General features: G+C 62.3%; 13 protein-coding genes. 8 read left to right on the plus strand and 5 right to left on the minus strand.

Annotated features, from left to right (window positions below):
- Positions 1-25 precede the first annotated feature (25 nt).
- Positions 26-514 carry a hypothetical protein gene (locus ACLARN_RS36260; protein WP_409495994.1) on the plus strand — a complete coding sequence of 163 codons (489 nt, stop codon included), beginning with the start codon at positions 26-28 and terminating at the stop codon, positions 512-514.
- A gap of 561 nt (positions 515-1,075) precedes the next feature.
- Here the strand turns inward: ACLARN_RS36260 and ACLARN_RS36265 are convergent.
- Together ACLARN_RS36265 and ACLARN_RS36270 are read right to left on the minus strand one after the other, a co-directional pair.
- A complete protein-coding gene (locus tag ACLARN_RS36265; RefSeq protein WP_409495995.1) occupies positions 1,076-5,230 on the minus strand; it encodes a tetratricopeptide repeat protein in 4,155 nt (1,384 codons plus the stop codon).
- Between the two features lie 46 nt (positions 5,231-5,276).
- Entirely contained in the window at positions 5,277-5,990 is a 714-nt protein-coding gene (locus ACLARN_RS36270) for an NUDIX domain-containing protein (protein ID WP_409495996.1), read from the minus strand.
- A 487-nt stretch (positions 5,991-6,477) separates the two neighbouring features.
- Here ACLARN_RS36270 and ACLARN_RS36275 point away from each other — a divergent pair, with 487 nt between their 5' ends.
- Entirely contained in the window at positions 6,478-6,924 is a 447-nt protein-coding gene (locus ACLARN_RS36275; protein WP_409495997.1) for a hypothetical protein, read from the plus strand.
- Between the two features lie 221 nt (positions 6,925-7,145).
- The gene (locus tag ACLARN_RS36280; protein WP_409495998.1) at positions 7,146-7,856 is read left to right on the plus strand and encodes a hypothetical protein; all 711 of its coding nucleotides are present in this window, start codon (positions 7,146-7,148) and stop codon (positions 7,854-7,856) included.
- 50 nt (positions 7,857-7,906) lie between these two features.
- Here ACLARN_RS36280 and ACLARN_RS36285 read toward each other — a convergent pair whose 3' ends face one another.
- Positions 7,907-9,466 (minus strand): helix-turn-helix domain-containing protein, encoded by a 1,560-nt coding sequence (locus tag ACLARN_RS36285; protein ID WP_409495999.1) that lies wholly within the window; start codon positions 9,464-9,466, stop codon positions 7,907-7,909.
- Between the two features lie 270 nt (positions 9,467-9,736).
- The gene (locus ACLARN_RS36290) at positions 9,737-9,916 is read right to left on the minus strand and encodes a hypothetical protein (RefSeq protein ID WP_409496000.1); all 180 of its coding nucleotides are present in this window, start codon (positions 9,914-9,916) and stop codon (positions 9,737-9,739) included.
- On the opposite strand from ACLARN_RS36290, the gene ACLARN_RS36295 reads away from it, so the two are divergent.
- From ACLARN_RS36295 to ACLARN_RS36310, 4 genes are all read left to right on the plus strand, one after another.
- Positions 9,906-11,015, plus strand: a complete 1,110-nt coding sequence (locus tag ACLARN_RS36295) for a hypothetical protein (RefSeq protein WP_409496001.1) — start codon at positions 9,906-9,908, stop codon at positions 11,013-11,015. The two genes, ACLARN_RS36290 and ACLARN_RS36295, sit on opposite strands and share 11 nt — an antisense overlap.
- Before the next feature lie 159 nt (positions 11,016-11,174).
- Positions 11,175-12,407 (plus strand): hypothetical protein, encoded by a 1,233-nt coding sequence (locus tag ACLARN_RS36300; protein ID WP_409496002.1) that lies wholly within the window; start codon positions 11,175-11,177, stop codon positions 12,405-12,407.
- A gap of 401 nt (positions 12,408-12,808) precedes the next feature.
- Positions 12,809-13,732: a hypothetical protein gene (locus tag ACLARN_RS36305; RefSeq protein ID WP_409496003.1), complete on the plus strand. Its 924-nt coding sequence runs from the start codon at positions 12,809-12,811 to the stop codon at positions 13,730-13,732.
- Positions 13,717-17,232, plus strand: coding sequence for a DEAD/DEAH box helicase (locus tag ACLARN_RS36310; RefSeq protein WP_409496004.1), 3,516 nt, complete (start codon positions 13,717-13,719; stop codon positions 17,230-17,232). Before ACLARN_RS36305 ends, ACLARN_RS36310 begins: the two co-directional genes overlap by 16 nt.
- 55 nt (positions 17,233-17,287) lie before the next feature.
- Here ACLARN_RS36310 and ACLARN_RS36315 read toward each other — a convergent pair whose 3' ends face one another.
- Positions 17,288-17,551 carry a hypothetical protein gene (locus ACLARN_RS36315; RefSeq protein WP_409496005.1) on the minus strand — a complete coding sequence of 88 codons (264 nt, stop codon included), beginning with the start codon at positions 17,549-17,551 and terminating at the stop codon, positions 17,288-17,290.
- Between the two features lie 26 nt (positions 17,552-17,577).
- Between ACLARN_RS36315 and ACLARN_RS36320 the strand changes: the two genes are divergently transcribed.
- On the plus strand, positions 17,578-18,966 hold the full coding sequence (locus ACLARN_RS36320) for a hypothetical protein (protein ID WP_409496006.1): 1,389 nt from the start codon (positions 17,578-17,580) through the stop codon (positions 18,964-18,966).
- The last annotated feature ends 21 nt before the right edge of the window (positions 18,967-18,987 follow it).

Consider the following 18,987-nt stretch of genomic DNA (forward strand, 5'->3'; position numbering starts at 1 on the left):
GTGTTTTCTCGGATACTATCAGCCAGTGGCTCTGTTGGAGATCCCTGTACCCATCCTCGCAGCGCTCGCGGGCGCGCTGGTGGCTGCGGTCGTCGCGGTGTGGCTGTACCGCCGCAAACGGAGTGACGACCACGGCTGGGAGCTGAACAGGGACCGTCACTCCCAGGCGCATGTCGCGTTGGACGCCGCCGACCGATTTTTTGCGGCCATCCAAGGCCGTGCCCGTACCGCGTTGGCACTCGCAGAACTCGGTGTGCTGCCACTGGCGGACGATCTCGGCCTGCTGATGCGAACGGCGACAGAAGACAGTCCGGCCAGGATCACGCTTCAGCGCCTACTCGCGCACATCGCCACGATCGAGGGCAGGCCGCTGCTTCCTGAAGGCGCAAGTTGCGAAGAGGTTGCCGACGCTGCCCGTGTGCAAGACCGCGAGGCCACGGCCGCGATGGCGTTGATCACTGTTGCCCGCAAGCAGGTCACGGATCTGTGGGGTCCATCTGCGCCACCTCGTTGATCAGTCAACAGCCCTCCAGCGTCGACTAGCTCGACGGCGTCGAAGTCGGTGCTGGCCAGGGTGATCAAGGCAGCCCGAAGTTGGTGCCTGCCGGCGAGTTTTGCCCCTCGACGGCCATCAGGCATCACCTCCGGGGTTGTCGACCTGGAAGCTGCCCTCGATCACCAGCATTCCGGCTGGAAACCCGCTGGTCAGACGCGGGGCCGCCTGCCTGTAGCCTCTCCCAAGGCAGGAGCATGCGCCGCACGGAAGCCTTCATGGGGCATCAACACCCCCTGACCGCGCCGACGCCGGACCATCCCGGCGGTGGCGGAAAGCCGCAGCTCACGACGGGTGCGGTTTCGTGCGGATGCCGTATAAGCCTCGCCTGCGGCTCCAACCGCCGGCCGGACGTCGGGGTTTCGCCGGGGACAGGCCCGAAGGGGAGATCTACCTCAAGATGTATCGCCCGACAAGCCTGATCGAACCACCTCCGAGTACCAAACCCTCACTCATGTCATCGCCTACGGCGTTACCGCGCCCTCGGAGCACCTTGATGCATAGAGCCCGACGACGATGAATTCAATGGCCGCTGAAAAACAGCGTTAGCATGCCGTTCGCATGCCGTGTCAGTTGATGCTGCATCCCAAGCCCCTGTTGCGCCTTGAGAATTAAGTCGCGTAGCACAGTTTCGCACTCGATGAGCCTTGCCTGCTGGAAGAGTGTGGCCGCCAGTTCCAACTGAGTGAGGAGTGTCGACTCGGTTTTTGGCCCCAGCAATCGTTCCTCAACTGCGAGGAGCTTACGAAGTATTTCCTCAGCGTCGACAAGCTTGCCTAGGTCGCGGACGGCCAGCGCCAGGTTGAACCGAATCATCCTAGCCGTTTCAGACTCCCCATGACCCGTATTGATGAGCGTGTCCAGTATTCTCCTGTACTCGTACTCCGCTTCTGTGTTCTTTCCGCGTTTGCGCAGAATATCAGCGATACAACTTCGAGTTTTCAGGGTATTCGGGTGATCGACTCCGAGCACCTTCTCGGCGGATTTAGCCGTTTTTTGAAACAGCTCATCGGCTTCCTCAAATTTATCCTGATTCCGTAGCACAACACCAAGGCTGCATTGTATGGCAAGCGTATCGGGATGCTCTTTGCCCTGCACGTGCTCGGCGATGGGCCAGATCGCACGATACTCCCGCTCGGATTGCTGCAAATCCCCGCGAACGTGGAGTACCCCCGCAAGGTTCGAGCGTGTCGCAATAACAGAAGCGTTCATGTCACCGAGATGCTCTCGACTGGCCAGAACTTGCCGAAGCGTAGCCTCCGCCTCGTCAACAGAACCTCGCGCGAGCAATACGGCGGACAGATTATTGAGAATAGTTAGCGTCAAGACATGGTCAGAGCCATGCACTCGCGTGGAAATTTCGGCAATCTCTCGGTATTCGCGCTCGGCCGCCACATAGTCACCGCGGACACGCAGAGCGTTCGCGCGCCCTACTCGCAACTCTAACACTTCAAGTCCGCTAGCACTTGATTCTGCCTGCCGAGCGAGAGTTTCGTCGTATATATTTTCCGCAGAGGAAACGTCGCCACGCATCGTCAATACGTGGGCAAGTGCCCGCAAGGAAACTCGCGTTTGAGGATGTTCGCGACCCTGGTTCCTGATATTTGCTGCAAGAATTTCGCGGAACTCCGTTTCCGCCTCGGCGAGCAGTCCGCGACAAACCAAGATGTCAGCAAGGTTGCGCCGCACCGCGATTGTCATGTGATGCTCGACCCCCTTGGTGCCCGTAAAATTCTGCAGCACTTCCTGAAATAGGTTCTCCGCTTCAACCAGTTCACCTCGCTCGAAATACAATGTTGCGAGCAGATTCTGAATTTGAAGAACTTGCTGGTGACGCGACTCAAGCACTCGCTCGGCGACAGGAAGGATCTGGCGGCATAGATGTTCCGCTTCATCTAGTCGGGCACGGTCACGGAGAATGTTGGCAAGGTTAAATGCCACGCCAAGCGTGTACTGATGGTCGGCGCCGAGATGCCGTTGCGCATGGGACAGTAGCTGCCGTAGAAGGTCCTCCGCTGCATCTAGGTCGCCACAGTCTCGAAGTGTTGCCGCTAAACCATCGTGCACATTCAATACGCTGGGATCGTACGGAATCTGTGTACGGTTGACGATGTCGAGCACTTGCCGAAATTCGTTTTCCGCTGCTCCTAGGTCGCCGCGCTCTCGAAGTATTCCTGCCAAGGCATTGCGCGTAACGAGCGTCTCGATATCTTCATCGCCCCGGACAGCCTGCTCGATCGCCAACACCCTGCGGTAGCCAGCTTCCGCTTCGTCGAGGCGACCGAGTGATTGTAGGTTGTTGGCCAGGTTGTGTTCGACGGCAAGAGTTTCCGGCGCTTCCGGCCCCAGGAGGGCGGCACGACATACCACTGCGGTTCGGTTCAGTTCGACGGCCTCGTCGTCGAGACCCGCTCGTTGGCAAAAGAACGCGGCCAGATGGCATACGATCGCAGCGCCGAGGCGCACTCGGCGTAACTCGTTCTCTTCCCCAGCGACAGTTCGTGCGAGTACGCAGTGTGGAATCAGGGTGTGCCAGAGCGGCCAAGTAGCTGGCTGTGTCGCATCAAGAGTCTCGATTGACTGCAAGAGCGCATACAGAGCGATCTCGACAAAGGCACTGGGACGGGCGCCACGTTGGACGTGGTGCCGGCTGGCATCGCGGATAACAGGATGCATGCCAACTGTCGGCACGCTGACCACCTCGTCTTCACGACGTTGACTCGGTTGTATGAGGCCGAGTTCGTCGAGAGCGACCAGCAGAGTTCGAAGTAGTGGTGCTGTCAGCTCCGGAAAGAGCGGTGAGCGCGTGAGGACGTCAGCGTCAAGCAGGGCGTGGGGTACGGGAGCCGGTCCCAGGCAGGAGAGCGTGCGCAATAGGGGGCGAGCGAGACGGTGACCTCGCTGATCGAGCAGATCCAGCGACAGTTCCCAGGTGCGCGATAACAGTTCACGGTCGTCCGGATGCTCGGTCGACCAGGACAAGTCCGTTACGTCAGCGAACCGCTGTTCCCACGCCGCGCGATATGTGTCGAATGTCGTTGCCAGATTCAGTCCGGGAACTGGTGGGGCGTTTCGTGCTGAGGCCAGGTACGAGCCGGCCAGCCAGAGCGCCAAGGGCAGCCCACCCAGGCGGTCGGCAAGAGTGATCGCCTCTGCCGTGGAACCCGCGTCCGGTGCCCGGTCGAGAAGTACCCGAGCGCCGTCGTCGGCCGACAATGCCTCGACCCGGAGCAGCCGGGCATTGCCCCAAACCTCCGCACTGGCCACCCGGCTGGTAACGAGTACCGTTCCCGTGCCACTCGGTGGTGTTCGAAGCCAACCACGCTGCCGGCTGACCCTCCCGTCGCCTGGAGCCAGAAGCCGGGGATCATCTGCGTTGTCGAGCACCAGCAGCCACTTTCTCGTCGCTGTGCTTAACGCTTCCCACAGGAGGTCAGGCGCCGACTCCACGCCGGACGACCAGGCGTTGTGCATGCGTTCTCGATCTACGCTGGCGCGGATTGCGACGGTGCGCAGGCCCGTGATCAGGGTTTCCTCGCTGCTTGCGTCGACCCACCAGACGTCCACCTCGTCCGCGACGGCGCGCGCCACCTCGGCGGCTACTGTCGTCTTGCCGTATCCACCTGCGCCGTGCAACACCACGACGGCGGCTTCCTCGCTGCGCACCACCTCAGACGCAGTCTCGATGACGCCATCCCGACCCCGCGTCCGGTGACCAGGCCGACGATCAGGAACAGCCAGAGAATGCAGCAGGTGTACGGGCTCGGGGGGTTGCCCGTGGTAGTTGACGGTGACAGAACCGGCAACTACGGCCGATCCGCTGATGTGGCCTGCTTGCAGCACGGGTCCGAACAGGTCTCCAGCGACGGTGTTCTGAATCTCCGGGGCAGCGGACGTGTTGTTCAGCGGCTTTACGGTGGTGCGGGCGAGGAGCTCGAACGCGAATGCGGCGGCGTGCTGAGAGGCGGTGGGTTGCCATTTCTGGTCAGCAGTCTCGGTTTTGCCGGAGAGAAGGTCGGAGATGCCCCGCACGACGAGGGCATCGACAGCATCGTTGGTGTAGGCGCCGTGCAGGAACCCGTAGCCTTCCATCTCGACGGCGGCGGCGTCGCCGCAGTGCTGATCGAGGTACTTGGCGGCGGCAGAGTCCGGGTCGGCGATGACCGTGCTGCCCGCAGCTACTGGCTTCACAATGGCTTTAGGCAGAGTCTCGGGCCGGCGGGGCAGGATGCGGTGTTGCCACTCGTCGTCGCGCGCGATCTTCTGCGCTCGCCGAAGCAGGCGACTGGCTGGGGCGTGGGTTTTGATGCGTGGGAGGCGGCCGGTGGCGGTGTCCTTACCGGTGTCGTAGTCGTAGATGTAGTCGGCGATGACGACATCGCCGCGGGCGACGTCTTTGCGGCCGCCGGCTACACCGACGAATAGCACGCACCGCGGATGGAACTGGTTGATCGCTCGCTCGATCTCGATGCCGGCCTGGGTGTTTCCCGCCCCGGACTGAGCCAACGCGACGGTCCAAACCCCCCGATCAGTGGCGAACACACCAACCTCGTAGAGGGTGCCGCCTGGTCCTACATTCTCCTTCAAGGGCCCTTGAAGGTGCTCGCGAACGGCTCGGTACTCCACGTCCAGCGCAGTGCAAATCACCACGGTGCCCAAATTGGTGTCTTTGGTCATGAGTCCTCCCTGTGCTCAAGCCGGCGATTCACTGCACGGAAAGCGTCTAGTGCTCGGATTTCTGATGGGATTCGCGAAGCAAGGCCGGATGCAGCTGAGTTGCCGGTCCTGCGCGATAGAGACTGGCGCGACGGCCGCGGTCGCTGACAGCTTTGCCACCAGTGGGGATAAGGAATCCATTCGCGCGGGTGACCTTGCGGTGGAAGTTCGACGGCTCCAGCTCGACACCCCAGACGGTCTCGTAGACCTCGCGCAACTGGGAAATGGTGAACTCGGGTGAGCAGAACGTGGCCGCGAGCGTGGTGTGGCACAACAGATCGCGAGCGTTCTCGACCGCGTCACCGAGAATGTGGTGATGGTCGAACGCAAGCATGGAGGAATCGGTCAAGAGCTCGTCGACCGGCGTCCAGTGGGCGGCGCGAGCATCACCACCGGCGGTCGGGATCGGCAGGTCTGACATCAAGGCGACGTAGGCGACGGACATGATCGGTCCGCGCGGATCACGATCCGGAGCGCCGTACGTGCAGAACTGGCGAATGTGTAGCTTCTCCGCGTCCAGGCCGGTTTCTTCTGCCAGTTCGCGGTGCGTGGCCTGATCGAGATCCTCACCGTCTTCCAGGAACCCGCCGGGTAGCGCGAGTTGGCCGGCGAACGGCGCCTTGGCCCGCTCGACCACCAGCACCTGCAGCGCCCGCTCGCGCACCGTTAGGACGATCATGTCGACCGCCACCGCGTACCGGAACCTGTCCCGCCTGCTCATGAGGCCACCATACATTCTGGTCATCTTGACCAGAATAGACCCCCTGCGCTACTTTCTGATTACACATAGTATTTGTCATCATGACTTTAATGTTGCCCGCTTCCTGGCAGGCACCAGCGCCTCCCGGCGATCCGCGAGCCACCTCTGCATGGAGGGCAGCCGGATGAAGATCGTGTGCTCAATACGAACACTCGCTCAGCTCATGGCCTGGTCAGGTGGAGTCGGCGTCGTACTCGGCATACTCCTGACCCAGCTGAGGTCTTGACGACCGCGACGCGCAACCAGAGCGTCATGAACGTGTCGTACCTGCACATGGTCGTGGCAGGCGGGCACTATCGAGAAGGTGGAACCCGAGCAGGACAGACCAAGCGACTACCTAATGGCACGGATGTTCACGCAGCGGTGGGCGGACGGCACCCTCCGTCAGGCAACACGCCTTCGTCAAGCCCTCCAGCGAGCAAGCAGCCTCGACAGGGCGCATGAGCGCATGGATGACCCGACGCTCACGGAATGGGATATCGCGGCGAAGATCGACGAGGTATGGATCGAGCAGCACCTGCTCATGGTCTCCGCCCAGCAGTTCGAGAAGTGGGCGAAGAGGCTGGCCAGGGCTCGCGGCGAGATCCGGCCCGAAGAAGATCGACTCATGCGCCTTCTGCGCAACAGCCTCGAACACCTCGACGAGGCGGAGCTCAACGACGCCGAAGCACTGCCTGGTCCGAGCGGAAACAGATCACTCCGAGATCTGCCTGACGGTCGTCTCCCGCTCGGCGTAACGCTCGGAGCGGGCAAGGTGCTGGTCTGCGATCTGGTCGAGGTGGACGAGATCGAGAAGAACTGCCGACAGCTCGCCAACGAGATCCTCGACGAAATCGAGGGCCCGGCAATCGACACCTACATCGACTGGATGATCGACGACGCCCGCGGGAAGTAGCTCGACCTACGACCGGACGAGGGGAGAGAGGTATGGCTGACCGAGTCGGGATTCCCGCGGCGCGAGACACCCGTGGACGGCTCCACGCACGCGCTGCAATCGACACGGTCCCACCACCGTATGAGGCGTTCAAGCCGCTGCGCTGTGGCGGCTGTGCAATCGGAGTCGTGGGGACACGGTCGCATCCACGTCGCATACCTGGCGGCGGTGTCACCCAGGTGATGGCGCACTACGCGGTGACCAAGCATGGAGAGCATGATCCTGGTTGCCGCTATGACTTCAAGAACCGTGCCGAGCGCCTCATTCAGGACAGCCGGGGGACGGTTATCCGGGACGGCGACATCTACGAACTGCGACTACCGGATCCGGACAAGATCGAGCCACCTGACCGACTTCCACCGAGCAGAGCCGGCCACCCACAGGCTCGACTTCAGGTCTCCAACTCGGACCGCACGCTCACGCCAGCGCTCGGGAGCGCCGCCCGTATTGTCCGTCTCCTACGTGAATTCGATGATGACCCGGATGCAGCCAGGCGGTTTCGCGCTCGCTATGCGGCCAGAAAGATCACGTGGGCTCAGTTCTGTCGCAGTACGGCCGACGCCGCACTCATCGCCTCCCAACTCGACGCCCCCGTCGCGAACCAGCACCCACTTGCACTTCACGGCACCGTCAGCACCGTCGGACCAGCTGGCGGAGGTGGCACCCACCAACTACGCGACGACCACGAAGGCTACCTCGACCACACCGATGGACCACGGCGCTTACGAGTCGTCGTTCGATCCAAGAACGCCGACACCTTCAACCAGGTGAAGCCAGGCGACAGCTGGCTCGGCTACGGACGTTGGCGCCTGTGGATCGCAGCCAGAGCCCCGATTGCCGAGATACAAATCTGGATTGATGGACCGTGGTCGCTCGCCACATGGCGCGATTGAACTACCCGCCCGAACCGACAAAGTGACCGGACAACCGGGGATGCTCACCGCTACTGCTGTTCAGTTCCGACACCTTGCTCACTGATGAAGATGTTGACGTCGCGGGTATAGCCCTCCCAACCGTCGTAGAGGAAGCCTGCGCGCTGGGCATCTCGGTCGATCGTGTGGAGTGCGTCGGCGAAGAACTGGTCGTCGCCTGGGTAGATGATCTGCCGCATATCGGGCTCCCGAAGCAAGCGCTGGGCAGCCGGTCGCGTTCGTTCGGTGTCAAATCGAGCGAAGTTCGGGACGATGCCGCTCTTGTTGTCGCTGTTGGCCATCGTCACCAAGCCGGCGAGGAAGTCGAACTGGGTCAGGCCGGTGAGGATCTTTTCGTCCTCGGGCCCCGCATCGGGGCGCAGCCATTCAATGCGCCGGGCCACGTTGCGAGCGCGGCTCAGCAAGGAGTCGAGAACCTCCCGGCTCCCGTCGCGCGTCGTCAGCAGTTCGGCACGACTTGCCATCGTCATCGCATGCCGAAGCCACGTCGTGTACATCTCGTTCATGTCAGGGTGTCGTCGAGCCACCAAGGCCCGCACGGCCTGCCAGTCGTTACGGCGAACGGCCAACGAGCCGAGCGCCAGGACCCGCTCGATGATCGCAAGCCACAACACCGCGGACCGCCGTGGCGGAGCGTTGACGATCGGGGCCTCGTTCTCGAACCCGATGCCGTAGATCGACATCAACGTGTCGACGACCTGTTCAAACCACTCGTGACGCACCAGCTCCAGGAAAGTCGCAGCGAGGCAGGTGAGGCGGTCAAGTCGCCCATTGGCGCCCTCCTCGTCACCCGACCGGAATAGGTCGCGTAGTTCCGGGACGGCTCGACTCAGCATTCGCCGGAAAGGGATGTCGTCGTTGGCGCGCAGGAGCTCGATCGCCGCCTCGACCAGCACATCGGGTTCGAGGGCGAGGTTGAACTCGACGGATGGGCCTTGAGCAACGTGCTGTCCGGTGGCGCCGGCCCGGAGTTCGTCAGCGAGTCGTCGGTAGCTCTCGGCGTGCTCAGCCTGCCACCTCTCTCGCTCGCGTTCGACCCGCTGGCGAATGACTTGTTCGAGACCTTGGTGGTTGAGGCGGACGCTCTGCGTTCCGTCGCGGTGGAACACCTCTCCTTCTCGGAACACAACTTTCGACGCCCTGCCGGGCTGGTCGTATTGGCCGTCTGCCCGGAAGAACGCGCAGCCTGCCGGGTTCGGAGCAACGTGCACAAGCACGACGTGGTGACCGTCGACGTCGTGGGCCTGGGAGTAGATCTCCAGGGTGTCCGGCAACCACTTCAGGAGCTTGGGACGCAGGCGTGCTTCGTCGAAGAGCTTCGCCTGTTCGACGGTCACGTTGCCCGTCGGCTTGCCCTGCCCATCGACACCGATGACGAGGAACCCGCCGCGCACCGACATGGCACCCACGTGCTTGGCGAGGTCAACCTGGTCGTGCTTCTCCGTCAGGTCGTAGCAAGACTTGAAGTCGAGTGTCGGGTACTCCGTCTCCAGGGCGAGCAGTTCCCTCAGCTTCTCGCGGTTGACGACGGGCTCGATCACCACGGGCTCAAGGGATTGCGGCTGCGCCATCCGCGGAGAATACGGCGTCGAACGCCATCACTCGCGGAGACATCCGGCGTGTCAGCTCCAAATCGCTTGGCCCGCTCACCGGTTCGTGGCATCCTGATCGGCTCGCATCTGCCTGGTCCTCGGCGAGCAGGACGCGCGAGTTGGGATCAGGTAGATGCAAGCTTGTGGGAGGCCGTCGGTTCGAGCGGCCGTTGCGTCGTTGGTTGTCGCCGCGCTGAGTGATCTCGCGGAGAGCGACGGCGCCCCGAAGATCGACAAGATGCCCGATCTTCAGAACTGGTGGCGGTACGGCCAGGAGTCCTTCGTGGCGTTGCGGCCCAATGCCTGGCACATGCCCGCGCGGGTCACCTTGGTCAACTGGTTGGACACCTTCGCCGAGATGGTCGCCGTCCGCAACGTGATCGACGCCGACCCAATCTTGAGCACCCGCGTCGACACCATGGTCGGCACCGAGTTCTCCCTTCAACAGCGCAGGCTCGACTGGCTACTGGTCGAGTGCCTGCTTGAACCGATGATCGTCACCACGCGTACCTACGCGTTCGAAGAAGCGGTCTTCGACCTGCACTACAACCGGCTCGAAGCAGGCCTGCTGGCCGACACCGTCCGGCTCATCGAGTTCGTCCCGCTCAACGGCTTGACAGCAACCATGGCCGAGATTGTTCTGCCTGACGGCGTGGTCCTTCGCCCGATGACCGACCGGCAGATGAGTCGGGCCATTCAGGTTCTCGCGGCGCCGGCCGAGTTCGGCGGCGGCCCCAACAGCGTGCAGGTCTCGCGCTTCCACCAATGGGCCGTGACCAAGGAGAAGAGTTACCCGGTCCGGTCCTACAAGCAGGGGATGCCCGAGCAGCCGCCGCAGGCCCCGAGCTTTCCCAGCCTGGAGGAACCGGCTCAGCGGCTGGTCACCGCGCTGCGTGTGGTGTGCGGCGGGTCGGTGGTGGCCACGCGCCCCATCCACATGCAGCACGACGATGACTTCCCTCGTGATGTCGAGGGAAGCGCTGTCCTCGCCACGGTTGGTCTCGCCGACGTCAACCGGCCGACACTGCTCCTGACGGAGGAACACGTCGACGTTGTGCTCAAGGTGTACGCGATACTCGGCGCTCCTGCGGTCGTTCAGGATCGGTCCTTGCAGGTCGCTTTGCGGCGGCTCGTCTTCGCCGGCTCGAAGTCCCTGCCCGAGGATCGGCTCATCGACCTCAGCATCTGCTCCGAGGCCCTGTTCATCCAGCGAAACAAGATCAAAACTATGCAGAAGGCGAACACGGTCGCTGTATCAGGTGGTCAACTGCTGGCCGATGATCCTGTGCTCGGGTTCGAGCGCGGGACGGTCGAGCGATTCCTCAAAGAGGCATACAGCCGGCGCAACGCGGAGATCCACGGCGACCACGCCGACATGAAAGCGATGACGCTCCTCAACGGCGACAAGACGACCGATCTCGCCCGCTTCGTCGAGGACCTGACCCGCCTGATGGGCCGCGCGATTCAGTTGGTGCTCGCCGAGCTGACACGACCTCAACACGCAGGTCAGCCCAGCCGCCCAGCTTGACACCGCCTTCGGTCCGTACGTTCGTGCCGGGCGGCAGGCATCACCACTCAAGTCAACCCGGACTCGAATATGTTCGATTGAGAGTTCTGGGCCGTCTCCACGGGCGCTTCCCCAGCGCAGAAGGTGGCTAGCTCGGAGTCGTCAACTACGAGATCCCATATGCCCACGGACGCCGCGACAAGGTACAACTGGTCGACCAACTTCTTCCCTTCCACGCACTACAGAGACGCGAGTAGGCGACACCCGGCAGCCGCCTCTCATGGACTTGCAGCCACTCCTGGGAGACGCACCATCGCCATTGCCAGCCGCATCACCGACGTCACCCGGCGCCGACTCATGGAGGGTCTGGCCACGACCGCCTGGAGTGGGGTACTGAACGAGGTTGAGTTCCTCGATCGCCTCTACGACCTCAACGCGCTGCCCAGCATCGACTCTCGCTACTCCAATGCACGCCAGGACATCGGCGTGCATTGCATCGCCAACTATGACTGGCCGGACGACTGGATCTTCGAAGACGAACGGTTCGACCTGGCCACCAGTGATGATGCGCTCGTGCGGTTCCTGGCCGAGATGCTGCACCCAGCGGTCCGGACGAACCTGGCCGAAGTCGAGCAGCTTCATAACTTCCTCAACCAGACCCTGATCCACGACGGTTACGAGATCGTCCAGGTCGATGCCATCAGCGGCGCCCCGGTCTTCGCCGGCCGCAGGATCGGCGCGGGCGTGGCCGGTTCGATGAAAAACCTGTTCTTCGCCGCCGACGGTCCCAAGCCGGAGATCGTCTTCAGCGATGCTCTCAACAACGACGTCCGAGTGGTCAAGAACGAGGAGTTCTGCCTTGTCTACGACCGGCCGCTGGCAGCACACGGTCTCACGTGGGCCGACCTGACCAACTGGTGGGCCGACAGTGAAGGGCTCACGGAGGCACATGCACGCGAAGTCTCGCGTAGCCTGTACCGGCGGCTCGACCGCTCGCTTGGCGACAACAACGCCGAGCGGCGAATCCTGCGGGCGTACGCCGACCGCTATGTCCGACTTGGCGACGACATCCCGGCCCTGGTCCCGCAGGTATACCTCCACTACGACCCGTACACCCGAGCACACCATGTTCCCGGCGCAGCTCCCTTGGCCCGTCAGCGCATGGACTTCTTGCTGCTCTTGCCGCAGCGAATCCGCATCGTGATCGAGTGCGACGGCAAACAGCACTACACCGACGAGACCGGGCGCGGCGACTCCCAGCGGTACGCCGATATGGTTGCCGAAGACCGCGAGCTGCGGCTGCGCGGCTACGAGGTCTACAGATTCGGCGGCGCCGAGCTCGTCGACACACCAGCTGCAAGCCGGCGGCTCGCGATGTTCTTCGACCGGCTCGCCGAGCGCTACTCCGCCTGACCCCGCAGATACGATTTTCGTCCTGCAGATGCACAGCAGCGGTGCCCTGATCCGCTGACTACTCGACAACCAACTTGGCGACGACATCACCCTGTTCGCGTGTTCTGCAGTCTTCGGCCAGGACATGCGGTTGCTCCCCTAAACAGGCCCGGACTCCGCGCTAGACCTGGTGGAATCGCGGCCCATCCCCGAAGGGGTTAACGATCCGGGTCTACCAGCCACCCGCGGCGCGAAACGGCGCCTGACCTGAAGCACGTGACGTAGGTGCCGCACTAGGCCGTTTGGGCCCCACTCGGCGAGCTTCTCCAGGTCGGAGGTGACGTCGGCGTAAGGTCCGCCGGATGCAGAGTGTAGCCGGGAGCGCGTCCGAGGAGGACGGTTCACAGGGTGACCACCCCGTTGTGACCGTCGCGCCGCCAGCGAGCCCGGCCGAGGCTGCCCGACTGGCAGCTCAGCACGACAACCAGGTCAGTCGCCTCTTGGTGAGTGAGTCGAGAGGTCAGCATGCAGCCGGAAAATGTGCATGGGACCTCGTGGCAATGGTCGGCTTCTCCGCCGACCGCCGCAGCGCAGTCGCGTGGATCATCGCAGAAGCGATCATGAAGTTCCGATGCGGAAAATCACGAGCTTTCCCTTGTTGGCGAGCAGCAGCCCTGTCCGCGAACACGGTAGCCGAAGACGATCGAGAGCTCGTCTTATCGTTTATCATCTCCGTCTTTGGCCGACCTGGCGCTGTTGAGCCCGGCGACGCCAAGGCGAAAAAGGGCAAGAGCAACCATTTAGAGGGATTCGTCGCCGAGTGGCTGTGGCATCTCATCATGAAAGAACAGCAAGCCGCGCATCGTGAACGCAAGTACCTCAGCGAACCGAGCTACTCTGTAACAGAACAAGGCGAAGACGGATTCGTGGTCTATGCACCGCCAGGTGCAAAAGTCTCACTCTTCTTCAGGCTGTGGGAGATAAAGAAGCACAATACGGAAAAATCGGTAGTCACTGCGACCGTGCAGCGCGCCTCGGACCAGCTCAATATCAGGGGCCTGCAGTATCTGGCCAAGCTCACCAGCGCTCATCGCCAGACAGATGGCGAGCTCGGGGGCCTCTTTGCCGAGCTGGGTGATCTGTGGATCAACGCAGACCCACGAGCAGGAGCAGGGGTCGGGGTTGCCACGAACACGGTAACCCCTCCCGCGACGTGCTTCTCCCCGCTAGAGACCACCCTGGATCAGTTCGCCAATGCAGGGCAACTTGAAGGACTGCTCTGCGTGATCGAAAACTTCACTGAGTTCGCCGACGAAGTCAGGAGGATGGTATGGAGCGCGCTCTGAACCTGCCGGACCTCGTTGAGGCGCTTGGTGTCCACCAAACGGGCGTCCTGCCGTCACCACAAGAATTGGCGAGTCTGATCGCCGACGTCGAAATACGAGCCTTCCGCGGAGACTTCGCCGTTGACGAGAACCTCGAACGTGCCGCGTGGTACCTCCACGCTGTCGCCTCGGCATCGGAAGCCGCCGAGTTGTACACACCTGCACGACAGCGTCGGGCTTTCGCCGTAAGCGCTCACGTCTTCGACTTGACCTTGGCAGACCTCCGCCATGATGCACGTCAACGCCTGAACCTCGCCTTCGGCGCACAAGTTGGCTACCGACGGGCTGACCTCGACCCGAACGCGACTGCCGTGTATCGCCGTGTCTCAGATCTTCTGATCGACGACACACCACTAGTCGATCATTCTGACACGCTGGCAGTCGAGGCTGGCGTCGCCTTCCTTGGTCTCGATACGAGGTTCCTGTTCCCCCTCCTTCGCAGTTGGCGACGCCAGCTCACCGAACTCGCCGCGACAGTCGAACTCGATGACCTCCAGTCGACGATGTTTGGTCCAGCGCAACAGGTAGTGCGCGCCGTGTGGTCGCTACTTCGCTTCTTAGCGTTCGGCGCCGGCCGTGAGTTGCCAGTAGCGCGAGCGGCGCTGTTGTCCGTTCTGGACGGTACTGCGGGAACTGGCGACCTCGACGCTCGCTGGGTTGCCGCCCACCTGTTGACGATCGCCGATGGTCTTGAAACCGGCAGCCTCTACTCGATCCTTCCTTCCGGAACGCCGAACGCCGTGGCACAGGCATTCTGCCTTGCCGACCCGCCGGTCCTGACTCTATGGCCGCCTCAAAGAGAACTGCTTGAGCGGCCAGGAATGAACCCTCTGGATCCGGCCACACGGCGGCTGCTCTTGTCAGTACCCACCAGCGCCGGGAAGACGTTGCTCGCGCAGCTGATCATCTGCACTCACGTCGCGACGCAGCCTGGTGGAGTTTGTTACGTGACTCCGTTGCGCAGCCTTGGACGAGAGATGCGAAAGGCGCTTTCCGGGCGACTACGGGTACTCAACCGCGAGTTGAGTGAGGACAGCGACTTGTTCGACATCTTGTCCTTCTCGCAAGACACCACTGATGTCGAGGTCACGACACCTGAGCGACTAATGCACTTGCTGCGTCATGACGCCGACGCCGTCATGCAGCGCTTCTCATTGTTCGTCATCGACGAAGCGCACCTTTTGGCGCAACCCGGGCGGGGGTTCACCGTCGAGGGGCTGCTCGCTTACCTCATGGCGGCGGACGAGAACCCGCGGATCGTGCTTCTCTCGGGAGTACTCGGAAATGCTGCTTCGCTAGCGTCTTGGCTTGACGCAGAGCGCCCAGAAGTACTGTTCACGTCTGATTGGCGAGGGCCCCGCCGTCTCCATGCGCTACTCAACGCTGAGCCGGTGTGGGAAGCCGCAGTACGGAGTCCTCGTAAGTCGGCCCAGTGGCCCACACGCGTTACTCTGCCGCAAGTAGCACAGTTTCGACTACGTCCCGCCGAGGCGGGGCCGGTTACAAAACTGACGACGCGCTCTGAGGAGCCACTAGGAAATTTGGTCCTCAAGGAAGCCCCTGGCGGCAAGCTCGCCAAGGACAGCGGCGGCACACCGGGGTACAAGATTTTCGCCGCAGCAGCATCAATACTGACGCACGCAGGCAGTCTGCTGATGATCGTTTCGTCGCGAACTATGGCCCGTGATGCCGCCAGAGCCTTGGCAGGCTACCTACCGCCGCGTGAACCCACGCGTGAGCTTGTCGAGTTCCTTCGTGAGCGGCTAGGTGACCAGCATCCGCTTATTGCCTGTGCCGAGCACGGCGTCGCGTACCACCATGCCGGCCTACCTGTAGACGTGCTCGACGCGATCGAGGAAGCGGTCCGGACCGAGATTGTGTTGGCGATCGTTTCTACGAGCACGCTGACCGACGGTGTGAACCTACCAGTTCGGACAGTCGTGATCGCCGAAACTCGTTTCGAGGGTCAGCACCCTGGGGCTCAACTTGGCGCCGCACGGCTCATGAATGCCATCGGGCGAGCTGGACGAGCCGGCCGTGAGTCTGAAGGCTGGATCGTCCTTGCGTTGCAGAAGCAGTCCGAGCTCAAGGATTTCGACGAGCTCCGCCCGAATGACGAGGCGCTCGAAGCCCGCTCCACTCTTTTGGCAGAGGAGTCACTGTCAGCCCTTGCTGATGCCGAGGAGCTCATCGCCACCACGGCTGACGCGGTTTTCCAGCTTGCACCGGATACGGTCGCGTCTGACTTTGTGTCGTACACGTGGTTTGTCCTGACGACGCTGCAGCCACTGTGGACGGTCTTCGACGATCCCGTCCAGATGGACATCGTCCTCAATAGACTCCTGGCATTTCAGCAGATGGACCCAGCGCTTCGGCAACGTTGGCTGCGGCTGGCCGAACAGGTTCGAGCCACCTTTGAACGTACAAGCCCGGCACAGCGACGGCGTTGGACAGCTGCCGGAACCTCGCTCGGTACCGCAGCGCGGCTAGATGTGATAGCCGGTCAGGTAGTTGGTGCTGTTGCCACGCGGGAACGTGAGCTTCGCCAACTAGGTTTTGCTATCCCCGATGACACCTGGTATTGGCCACTCAACGACACCATCCTCCTGTTTTCGGAACAAAAAGTACTCACACAACTACTGGCACAACCGGAAGCTGGCAACTGCTGGAAGTTTTGGTCGACGAGAGCCAAGGGAGACAAGAACCTAGTCAATGTGTCCATTGTGGACGGATTGACCGGATGGATAGACGGCCTTGATGTTCCGGCTCTTGCCGAACGACTTCTTCCCGGTCTGGCCGTCGAGTGGCAGTTGGAACAGACTGTTGACGCCATCAGTTCAACGTTCGAACACTACTTGGCTTGGACTGTCGCTGTCCTCGTCGAGCAAGCCAACGCCGGCCTTGAGGAGGCCGGCCTTGTAAGCCGCCTTCGGCCCGACACTGCATGGTGCATCCGACACGGTGTCAACACGCCGCACGCCCTGGCGTTGCTCAATGAAGCAGTACGTTCTCGTCGATTGGCACATGTCATCGGGCGTGAGGCGCAGCGCCAAGGTGTCGAGATTGAAGACGTCCGGCCCTGGCTCGCGAGTATGCATATCCGAGGCTGGCGGGGCACATTTGACGCGGCGGCACGCGAAGTGCTCGATCTCTTGCAGTTCATCCGGGCTCGCCGAAACAATGTGCTGCGATCTCTGCTTGAGACAGGAAACGCCCAAGTGACGCTTCGCAGTGAGCTTATAATTGCCTATCAGACGCCGGAGATCGTCCATATTTCGACAACGACAGACGCACCCTCCGAACTGCAGGTCGTCAGCGACTCTGGCCTAGCGGTCGCAGTTGTCGATGTCGATCTACACGCAGATGTCGATGCTGTCCTGGCAAGCGGGCTTGACATCGTCATAAGCATGCAAGGCCACGACCTAAACTTCATGGCTCCTGAAATCGTCGCACCCGACTAGTGCGGGAGGAGGTCGCTCGTTGACCCTGAAGAACGCGGCGAAGACCAACTGGTTCCTACGGGCCACCGAAAGCCGCCAGCCGTGGCGACGACGACTGCAGGTCGACGGTCAATACGGTGTCGAAGTCCATGGCATTGGGCACGGCGAGCTCCTCCGTGTGCCTGTCCGGTCGGCGGGAGTCTGCATCTTCCACCGAGGTCGGCTCACGCTCGACGCTTGCCACGGTGCACGATGAGGTCATGGAGAAAACGGCGTACTTGCCGAGCCAGGCGAAACTGACTGTATTGATACGACCATCCGGGCTCGATGCCGTATCCACTCACTGGTGCGGTGCTGGGGCCTGAGATGGCAGCCGCCGACCCGACTGAGGTAGATATCGACGCCCGCGACCTGGTCAGAGAGCTCGTGTCGAGCCTGCACCACCTCCGACACGTCGACCTGAACACGGTGGGTACGGCGTTGAGGCTGGTCATACCGCCGGAGCATCCGGACCCGTCGCAGGCCGACGAGGTGAAGCCGTTGTCCAAACGGCAGCGACTCGACCTGGCGTTCGACGCCATCGCACCGAGTGATTACGAGGCCGTGTGTGCTGGCTTTCTCCAACACGGCGATCTGACGATCGAGCTAAGTCACCGAGTCGAGGATCTGCTCTGGTCACGGGAGAACTGGCCGCAGATCACCGTCCGGACACGCCGTGAAGTCGCCGAGGCGCTGGACGCGTTCGATGCGATCTGGTTGGAGGCCGACGGGCTTCTCAACCTGGTCAAGCGGCACTGGGTGCTGCTCTCGACCGAGTGGTCGTTCGAGCCCAAGGACCCGTACGAGCCGGTCGTGCGGCACATGTTCCGCTTCCCCGGTGACTGGACGACGGTGGAGTTCTTCAGAGAGATCGGCGCTCTCGACGGTGGAGATCGCCGGTTCGTGCTGTTCCTGGAGGGGCTGCTTTCCGGCGCGGTGAACCCAAGGGAGGCGCGACAGCGGGAGATGGCTGCGGCCCTCTCCCCGATCCTTGCCCGTGCAGGTCTGAAGATCACGGAGTCTGGCTCGACCGACGGCTACCCCGCCTTCACGATCGTCGCCGCGGGAACCCGACCGCGCCCAGCCCAACTCATCCTCTTTGCCAGCCGGCACGGCAAGCCCGCGCTGCGGCTACGCGACGTGCTAGATCAGAGCATTGAGGTATTGACTGGGGATGACACCGTGCTTGCATACGACGTCCCGGTCAGCGACCGCGGCCTGACCTGGCGAGACGTCGAGTCGTGGTGGTCGCACCGCAAGGGCATCCCCGCAGACCAGGCCAAGCTTGAGCTTTGGCGACGTCTGGTGACAATTTGTGCCGATGTGTCACCAGCTCAGCACGCTCTCCTCGTTGCGTACTACGACTACGCGAAGGACCATGACCCGCTGTTCGCGCTGTTGCCGGAGGTGTGGCTGCATTGGGACCCAGTCTCGCGGAGACAGAGAGGAGAGGACGCCTTCCTTAATCAACGTATGGACTTCCTGATGCTGTTGCCTGGGCTCAGACGAGTCGTGCTTGAGGTCGATGGGGAACAGCATTACGCGACCTCCTCTCACCAGCCGAGCCCCCGTATCTACAGCGATACCACTCGCGGCGATCGCGACCTTCGCCTGACCGGATACGAGGTCTACCGCTTCAGTGGCTACGAGCTCAGCGAAGATCGCGCCGCCAGCACCGTCTCGGAGTTCTTCGACCGACTCCTGCATAGGGCATGAACTGAGCACCAAAGACCAGTT

This window comes from Amycolatopsis sp. cmx-11-12 (assembly GCF_046269425.1).
Lineage (GTDB): Bacteria > Actinomycetota > Actinomycetes > Mycobacteriales > Pseudonocardiaceae > Amycolatopsis.

Excerpts from the sequence above, each read along its gene's own strand:
- ACLARN_RS36265 (WP_409495995.1), bottom strand. The coding sequence starts at position 5,230 with ATGACCAAAGACACCAATTTGGGCACCGTGGTGATTTGCACTGCGCTG.
- ACLARN_RS36270 (WP_409495996.1), bottom strand. The coding sequence starts at position 5,990 with ATGAGCAGGCGGGACAGGTTCCGGTACGCGGTGGCGGTCGACATGATC.
- ACLARN_RS36275 (WP_409495997.1), top strand. The coding sequence starts at position 6,478 with ATGGATGACCCGACGCTCACGGAATGGGATATCGCGGCGAAGATCGAC.
- ACLARN_RS36280 (WP_409495998.1), top strand. The coding sequence starts at position 7,146 with ATGGCGCACTACGCGGTGACCAAGCATGGAGAGCATGATCCTGGTTGC.
- ACLARN_RS36285 (WP_409495999.1), bottom strand. The coding sequence starts at position 9,466 with ATGGCGCAGCCGCAATCCCTTGAGCCCGTGGTGATCGAGCCCGTCGTC.
- ACLARN_RS36295 (WP_409496001.1), top strand. The coding sequence starts at position 9,906 with ATGGTCGGCACCGAGTTCTCCCTTCAACAGCGCAGGCTCGACTGGCTA.
- ACLARN_RS36300 (WP_409496002.1), top strand. The coding sequence starts at position 11,175 with ATGCCCACGGACGCCGCGACAAGGTACAACTGGTCGACCAACTTCTTC.
- ACLARN_RS36310 (WP_409496004.1), top strand. The coding sequence starts at position 13,717 with ATGGAGCGCGCTCTGAACCTGCCGGACCTCGTTGAGGCGCTTGGTGTC.
- ACLARN_RS36320 (WP_409496006.1), top strand. The coding sequence starts at position 17,578 with ATGGCAGCCGCCGACCCGACTGAGGTAGATATCGACGCCCGCGACCTG.